The sequence below is a fragment of the Desulfosporosinus sp. Tol-M2 genome, assembly GCF_059735615.1.
Genome location: NZ_JCAIJG010000098.1, coordinates 1 through 7332, shown reverse-complemented (window position 1 = coordinate 7332; position 7332 = coordinate 1). Strand labels below are relative to the sequence as shown.

Here is a 7332-nt window from a genome sequence, read left to right as displayed (position 1 = left end):
GCGTGATGGCGTGCCTTTTGTAGAATGAACCGGCGAGTTATGGTATGTAGCGAGGTTAAGGCGGGAAGCCGGAGCCGAAGCGAAAGCGAGTCTGAAAAGGGCGGATAGTTACATGCTGTAGACCCGAAACCGTGTGATCTACCCATGGCCAGGGTGAAGGTGGGGTAAAACCCACTGGAGGCCCGAACTCACTGTCGTTGAAAAGGCAGGGGATGAGCTGTGGGTAGGGGTGAAATGCCAATCGAACACGGAGATAGCTGGTTCTCCCCGAAATAGCTTTAGGGCTAGCCTCAATAGATGACTAATGGCGGTAGAGCACTGAATAGGCTAGGGGCCTTACCAGGTTACCGAACCTTATCAAACTCCGAATGCCATTAGATTAAGATTGGGAGTCAGACTGTGGGGGATAAGCTTCATAGTCGAAAGGGAAACAGCCCAGACCATCAGCTAAGGTCCCAAAGATACACTAAGTGGGAAAGGATGTGGAATTGCCCAGACAACCAGGATGTTGGCTCAGAAGCAGCCACCATTTAAAGAGTGCGTAATAGCTCACTGGTCGAGTGGTTCTGCGCCGAAAATGTAACGGGGCTCAAGTGTAACACCGAAGCTATGGATCCAGAGGTCAGATGACAGAGGCCAGAAGTCATTCCAGAAGCCAGAAATCAGAAGCCAGAGATCAGAACAATAATCTGACATCCGGCATCTGACCACTGATATCTGGATTAATGGCCCAAGGTTCAAAAGACGAAGTAAAGGTCTTACTGGAAATGAGTAAAGACCTAGGTTATATCCAAGAAGAAGAGTATATAAAGTTGTATGAAAGTTATGATGAACTTGGAAAACAGCTGTATGCGCTTCATGTAAAATGGAAATAATCTGGCTTCCGGCTTCTGACATCTGACCTCTGAGATGGTAGGGGAGCGTTCTATGATCAGAGAAGTTCAACCGGAAGGTTGAGTGGAGAGAATAGAAGTGAGAATGCCGGTATGAGTATGCGAAAAGACAAGTGAGAATCTTGTCCGCCGAAAATCTAAGGATTCCTGGGGAAGGCTCGTCCGCCCAGGGTAAGTCGGGACCTAAGCCGAGGCCGAAAGGCGTAGGTGATGGATAACTGGTTGAAAGTCCAGTACCACCTGGAAATGTTTGAGCAAAGGGGCGACACAGAAGGATAGTTTAAGCCAACCGTTGGTAGAGTTGGCCCAAGCGAGAAGGATGTAGGGCAGGCAAATCCGCCCTATGGTAAGTCTGAGACGTGACGGGGAGCGAAAAATAGTAGCGAAGTAAGCGACTCCAGGCTGTCAAGAAAAACCTCTAGTGAGTGACCAGGTGCCCGTACCGAAAACCGACACAGGTAGATGGGGTGAGAATCCTAAGGCGCGCGAGAAAACCCTCGTTAAGGAACTCGGCAAAATAGCCCCGTAACTTCGGGAGAAGGGGCGCTCTTAATGAAAGAAGAGCCGCAGAGAAATGGTCCAGGCGACTGTTTAACAAAAACACAGGTCCCTGCCAATCCGCAAGGAGAAGTATAGGGGCTGACACCTGCCCGGTGCTGGAAGGTTAAGAGGAGAGGTTAGCTTGAAAGAGCGAAGCTTTGAATTGAAGCCCCAGTAAACGGCGGCCGTAACTATAACGGTCCTAAGGTAGCGAAATTCCTTGTCAGGTAAGTTCTGACCCGCACGAAAGGTGTAACGATCTGGACACTGTCTCAACGAGGGACTCGGCGAAATTGTAATACCCGTGAAGATGCGGGTTACCTGCGACAGGACAGAAAGACCCCATGGAGCTTTACTGCAGCTTGAGATTGGATTTTGGTATAAAATGTACAGGATAGGTGGGAGACAGAGAAGCCAGGGCGCCAGCTTTGGTGGAGTCAGCGGTGGGATACCACTCTTTTTGTACTGAAGTTCTAACTAGGTCCCCTGAAGCGGGGATTAGGACAGTCTCAGGTGGGCAGTTTGACTGGGGCGGTCGCCTCCTAAAGAGTAACGGAGGCGCCCAAAGGTTCCCTCAGCGCGGTTGGAAATCGCGCGCAGAGTGTAAAGGCAAAAGGGAGCTTGACTGCGAGACCAACAAGTCGAGCAGGGACGAAAGTCGGGCTTAGTGATCCGGTGGTACCGAGTGGAAGGGCCATCGCTCAACGGATAAAAGCTACCCTGGGGATAACAGGCTTATCTCCCCCAAGAGTCCATATCGACGGGGAGGTTTGGCACCTCGATGTCGGCTCATCGCATCCTGGGGCTGTAGTAGGTCCCAAGGGTTGGGCTGTTCGCCCATTAAAGCGGTACGTGAGCTGGGTTCAGAACGTCGTGAGACAGTTCGGTCCCTATCCGTCGCAGGCGGAGGAAATTTGAGAGGATCTGTCCCTAGTACGAGAGGACCGGGATGGACGAATCACTGGTGTACCAGTTGTCTCGCCAGAGGCACAGCTGGGTAGCTATATTCGGAGCGGATAAGCGCTGAAAGCATCTAAGCGCGAAACCGGCCTCAAGATGAGATTTCCCACGAGCGAAAGCTTGGTAAGACCCCTGAAAGATTAACAGGTTGATAGGCCAGGTGTGGAAGCGCCGTGAGGTGTGGAGCTGACTGGTACTAATAGGTCGAGGGCTTGACCTAATAACGGAGGTCGGAGGTCAGAAGCCAGAGGTCAGAAAGGACGGAAGGCTGAGGACGGAGGACTTCAGAATCAATACTCTGGGTGGGTGGCTCAGGTTCGAGAGACTTTGACTGGAAAATATACTCTATGCAGTTTTGAGAGAACAGCATGTAAAGGATAATTCCTTTAAGCCGGTTTTCTTAAGAAAACATTCGAGTTCGAACCACGAAATCGTGCTTCGAACATCGAGAAGATCTGGTGATCATGCCGGAGGGGTTCCACCCGTTCCCATCCCGAACACGGAAGTTAAGACCTCCAGGGCCGATAATACTTGGGGCGCAGGCCCCTGGGAAGGTAGGTCATCGCCAGGTAAACAGCAAAAGGACTATCTCTAGCGAGGTAGCCCTTTCTGTTGAGAAGGAATATAAATCTTTGTCTAACCATACACCATTCCGTACATCGCGTTATTAAATCTCGAAGGGAAAGAAGGATTGATTCGGTTTTAGCAGGGTATAATATATCATTAGAATTATTGCTGTTTTAAAAATAATTTAGTATCATTATGATCATTTATTATAAACTAGTATCTACCAAACTCTATAGCTCCCTAAATGATCCAAATGATTCTGCAGTAATTTATCTGTTTATTAATACGAAACTAGATAACTAAAAGATAGCGATTTTGTTCAATTAATATGACGCTTCTGATGCTTTATCAGTGGGGTTATGTTATAATCACTCCATTGAATGCAATGCAAGGTGTTCAATGCACATATGTGTAAATAAAAGGGTAATTATAAAGTATTTCATTTTATTAATCTGCAAAAGTGAATGCCGGGGTTTAGTAAGTATAACTAATGAGAGGATTATCCGAATTTTATTAAAAAATGTTGACATTGTTTCAGCCTTCAGCTATACTTAAAAAGTTCTCAAAAAGTGGCCCGTTGGTCAAGCGGTCTAAGACACCGCCCTTTCACGGCGGTTACACGGGTTCGAATCCCGTACGGGTCACCAAACAAAATATAAGGGTGATTAGCTTAGTTGGTAGAGCAACTTACAAGCAGGATGCAGGTAGATTCGATACGGTTATAGCTCATCAAAATTAAGCTTGGTGTTTGAGATTCGAGGTTCGAAAGATCCTTTAAACCTTGGATTAGGACTAAAGAGGAAGAGAATGGTGTTCGAACATTGAATACCGAGTACGGCCCCGTGGTGTAGTGGTTAACATGCCTGCCTGTCACGCAGGAGATCGTCGGTTCAAGTCCGATCGGGGTCGCCATATAATACAAGTTTCTAACTAAAATGGGTAGGTGGCCGAGTGGTTAAAGGCGACAGACTGTAAATCTGTTCCGAGAGGTACGATGGTTCGAATCCATCCCTGCCCACCAATTTCGAAATTCGAAGATCGAGGTTCGAAATACGATAGAAAATCGCATGAGAACGTAGTATAGGTCTTTGAATAATAAAGGTTAAGCTTAAGATGAATATGGGTGTACGAATGTCGAATATAGTGCCTCGTTTTATTGTCGCGGGGTGGAGCAGCGGTAGCTCGTCGGGCTCATAACCCGAAGGTCGTCGGTTCAAATCCGTCCCCCGCAACCAAGATATTGGGTCCTAGAGCAAATGCTTAAGGCTTAATATATATGATTGGGGTGTCGCCAAGTGGTAAGGCACCAGACTTTGACTCTGGCATTCGTAGGTTCGAATCCTTCCACCCCAGCCAAAACGGGCCATTAGCTCAGTAGGCTAGAGCACCTGACTTTTAATCAGGGTGTCCCGCGTTCGAGTCGCGGATGGCCCACCAAGCTATTCGCGGGTGTAACTCAGCGGTAGAGTGTCACCTTGCCAAGGTGAAAGTCGCGAGTTCGAATCTCGTCACCCGCTCCAAAAAAAATATGCGCTCGTAGCCCAGCTGGATAGAGCGTCTGACTACGAATCAGAAGGCCGGGGGTTCGAATCCCTCCGAGCGCACCATAAAGGACTCGCCGTTGTAGCTCAGTTGGTAGAGCGTATCCTTGGTAAGGATAAGGTCACCGGTTCAATCCCGGTCAATGGCTCCAGCAAATGCGGGAGTGGCGAAATTGGCAGACGCGCACGCTTGAGGGGCGTGTGGGTAACACCGTACGGGTTCAAGTCCCGTCTTCCGCACCAATTAAAGCTGATCCGTGGAGAAGTACTCAAGTGGCTGAAGAGGGCGGTTTGCTAAACCGTTAGGGTGGGTAACTGCCGCGAGGGTTCGACTCCCTCCTTCTCCGCCAGATACATTCCTCGATAGCTCAATGGTGGAGCAACCGGCTGTTAACCGGTAGGTTGTAGGTTCGAGTCCTACTCGGGGAGCCATGGCAGGGTAGCCAAGTCGGTCTAAGGCAAGCGGTTCATACCCGCTCATGCGAGGGTTCGAGTCCCCCCCCTGCTACCAAAACATGCGGGTGTAGCTCAATGGTAGAGCGCTAGCCTTCCAAGCTAGTTACGAGAGTTCGATTCTCTTCACCCGCTCCATTAGAAAATTAGACATCGTGTTTGAGTCATGGTCTTTGGTCATCTCCCGCCATCACGGCGCTTTGCCATCCTTGGCAGCGCTACTAATCTCGAACGTCCTGATCGAGTCTTGGCTCCGGTGACACCCGGACCATCCATGGTCTTTGAAAACTAAACAACAAGGACAGCCAATGAGGAGACTCTAAGGAGTTTCAAGAAAGAATGAGCGAATCAACTTCTTCAAAGAGAAGTGGAATAACTTTTTTTGGAGAGTTTGATCCTGGCTCAGGACGAACGCTGGCGGCGTGCCTAACACATGCAAGTCGAACGGAGAATTTCAAAGAGCTTGCTCTAAGAGATTTTTAGTGGCGGACGGGTGAGTAACGCGTGGGTAACCTACCCATAAAGCCGGGACAACCCTTGGAAACGAGGGCTAATACCGGATAATCTTAAGTCTTGGCATCAAGGCATAAGGAAAGGTGGCCGATGAGAATGCTACCGATTATGGATGGACCCGCGTCTGATTAGCTGGTTGGTGGGGTAAAGGCCTACCAAGGCGACGATCAGTAGCCGGCCTGAGAGGGTGAACGGCCACACTGGGACTGAGACACGGCCCAGACTCCTACGGGAGGCAGCAGTGGGGAATCTTCCGCAATGGACGAAAGTCTGACGGAGCAACGCCGCGTGTATGATGAAGGTCTTCGGATTGTAAAGTACTGTCTTTGGGGAAGAACGAAGTACTTGAGAAAATTGAGTACAAATGACGGTACCCAAGGAGGAAGCCCCGGCTAACTACGTGCCAGCAGCCGCGGTAATACGTAGGGGGCAAGCGTTGTCCGGAATTATTGGGCGTAAAGGGCGCGTAGGCGGATAATTAAGTCCGGTGTGAAAGATCAGGGCTCAACCCTGAGAGTGCATCGGAAACTGGCTATCTTGAGGACAGGAGAGGAAAGTGGAATTCCACGTGTAGCGGTGAAATGCGTAGATATGTGGAGGAACACCAGTGGCGAAGGCGACTTTCTGGACTGTAACTGACGCTGAGGCGCGAAAGCGTGGGTAGCAAACAGGATTAGATACCCTGGTAGTCCACGCTGTAAACGATGAGTGCTAGGTGTAGAGGGTATCGACCCCTTCTGTGCCGCAGTTAACACAATAAGCACTCCGCCTGGGGAGTACGGCCGCAAGGTTGAAACTCAAAGGAATTGACGGGGGCCCGCACAAGCGGTGGAGCATGTGGTTTAATTCGACGCAACGCGAAGAACCTTACCAGGGCTTGACATCCTCTGAATCCGCAGGAAACTGCGGAGTGCCCTTCGGGGAGCAGAGAGACAGGTGGTGCATGGTTGTCGTCAGCTCGTGTCGTGAGATGTTGGGTTAAGTCCCGCAACGAGCGCAACCCCTGTATTTAGTTGCTAACGAGTAGAGTCGAGCACTCTAGATAGACTGCCGGTGATAAACCGGAGGAAGGTGGGGATGACGTCAAATCATCATGCCCCTTATGTTCTGGGCTACACACGTGCTACAATGGCCGGTACAGACGGAAGCGAAGCCGCGAGGGGGAGCAAATCCGAGAAAGCCGGTCTCAGTTCGGATTGCAGGCTGCAACTCGCCTGCATGAAGTCGGAATCGCTAGTAATCGCAGGTCAGCATACTGCGGTGAATACGTTCCCGGGCCTTGTACACACCGCCCGTCACACCACGAAAGTCTGCAACACCCGAAGCCGGTGAGGTAACCGTCCGGAGGTCAGAGGGCAGAAGCCCAATCAGAGGCCGGAGGTCAGAAACSGGAAGTCAGAGAGGAAGTTACTATTGGAAGGACTAAGCAAATCTTACGAGAAAAGCTTAGAACCAAAAGATAAGACAAACATCTGACATCTGGCATCTGATTACCGACATATCTGGAAAGGCATCTGATTTCCGACCTCTGGATGGAGCTAGCCGTCGAAGGTGGGGCCGATAATTGGGGTGAAGTCGTAACAAGGTAGCCGTATCGGAAGGTGCGGCTGGATCACCTCCTTTCTAAGGAGAACCGAATCGAGGTTCGAAGTTCGAGGCGTGAAGCACGAAGGAAACGAGAGCTAAGCAAGTCGAAGAATCTCAGGTTTTATCCTAATGGTCGATTCTTTCAGAGGACGGAAGTTCGAAGAGAGACCAAACGAGTCGAAAGACTCAAGCCGAGGGATCGGCAACTCATTGGTAATAACTGTTGTTTAGTTTTGAGAGACCAGATGATCGAAGTTCGATATTTGATATTCGAGGGA

14 tRNA genes and 3 rRNA genes (1 of these 17 only partly in view) are annotated in these 7332 nt (G+C 49.9%); all 17 read left to right on the top strand.

From position 1 onward, the window contains the following. Window positions 1-2613, top strand: a 23S ribosomal RNA gene (locus tag AC6I5A_RS06780) (it extends 702 nt beyond the left edge of the window). A 234-nt stretch (window positions 2614-2847) separates the two neighbouring features. Then, window positions 2848-2964 (top strand): 5S ribosomal RNA (gene rrf / locus AC6I5A_RS06775). 567 nt (window positions 2965-3531) lie between these two features. Next, a tRNA-Glu gene (locus AC6I5A_RS06770) sits at window positions 3532-3607 on the top strand. A gap of 189 nt (window positions 3608-3796) precedes the next feature. Next, window positions 3797-3872 (top strand) — tRNA-Asp (locus tag AC6I5A_RS06765). Between the two features lie 25 nt (window positions 3873-3897). Beyond that, a tRNA-Tyr gene (locus AC6I5A_RS06760) sits at window positions 3898-3981 on the top strand. Between the two features lie 139 nt (window positions 3982-4120). Continuing rightward, window positions 4121-4195: transfer RNA gene (locus tag AC6I5A_RS06755), tRNA-Met, on the top strand. 46 nt (window positions 4196-4241) lie between these two features. Beyond that, window positions 4242-4316 (top strand) — tRNA-Gln (locus tag AC6I5A_RS06750). Window positions 4317-4320: 4 nt separating this feature from the next. Beyond that, window positions 4321-4397 (top strand) — tRNA-Lys (locus tag AC6I5A_RS06745). A gap of 8 nt (window positions 4398-4405) precedes the next feature. Further along, window positions 4406-4480: transfer RNA gene (locus AC6I5A_RS06740), tRNA-Gly, on the top strand. Between the two features lie 10 nt (window positions 4481-4490). After that, window positions 4491-4567: transfer RNA gene (locus AC6I5A_RS06735), tRNA-Arg, on the top strand. Window positions 4568-4577: 10 nt separating this feature from the next. Next, window positions 4578-4653, top strand: a tRNA-Thr gene (locus AC6I5A_RS06730). Window positions 4654-4659: 6 nt separating this feature from the next. Then, window positions 4660-4744: transfer RNA gene (locus tag AC6I5A_RS06725), tRNA-Leu, on the top strand. A 16-nt stretch (window positions 4745-4760) separates the two neighbouring features. Continuing rightward, window positions 4761-4851, top strand: a tRNA-Ser gene (locus AC6I5A_RS06720). A 7-nt stretch (window positions 4852-4858) separates the two neighbouring features. Further along, a tRNA-Asn gene (locus tag AC6I5A_RS06715) sits at window positions 4859-4933 on the top strand. A 1-nt stretch (window position 4934) separates the two neighbouring features. Next, window positions 4935-5012 (top strand) — tRNA-Met (locus AC6I5A_RS06710). A gap of 6 nt (window positions 5013-5018) precedes the next feature. Continuing rightward, a tRNA-Gly gene (locus AC6I5A_RS06705) sits at window positions 5019-5092 on the top strand. 241 nt (window positions 5093-5333) lie between these two features. Continuing rightward, window positions 5334-7090, top strand: a 16S ribosomal RNA gene (locus tag AC6I5A_RS06700). The last annotated feature ends 242 nt before the right edge of the window (window positions 7091-7332 follow it).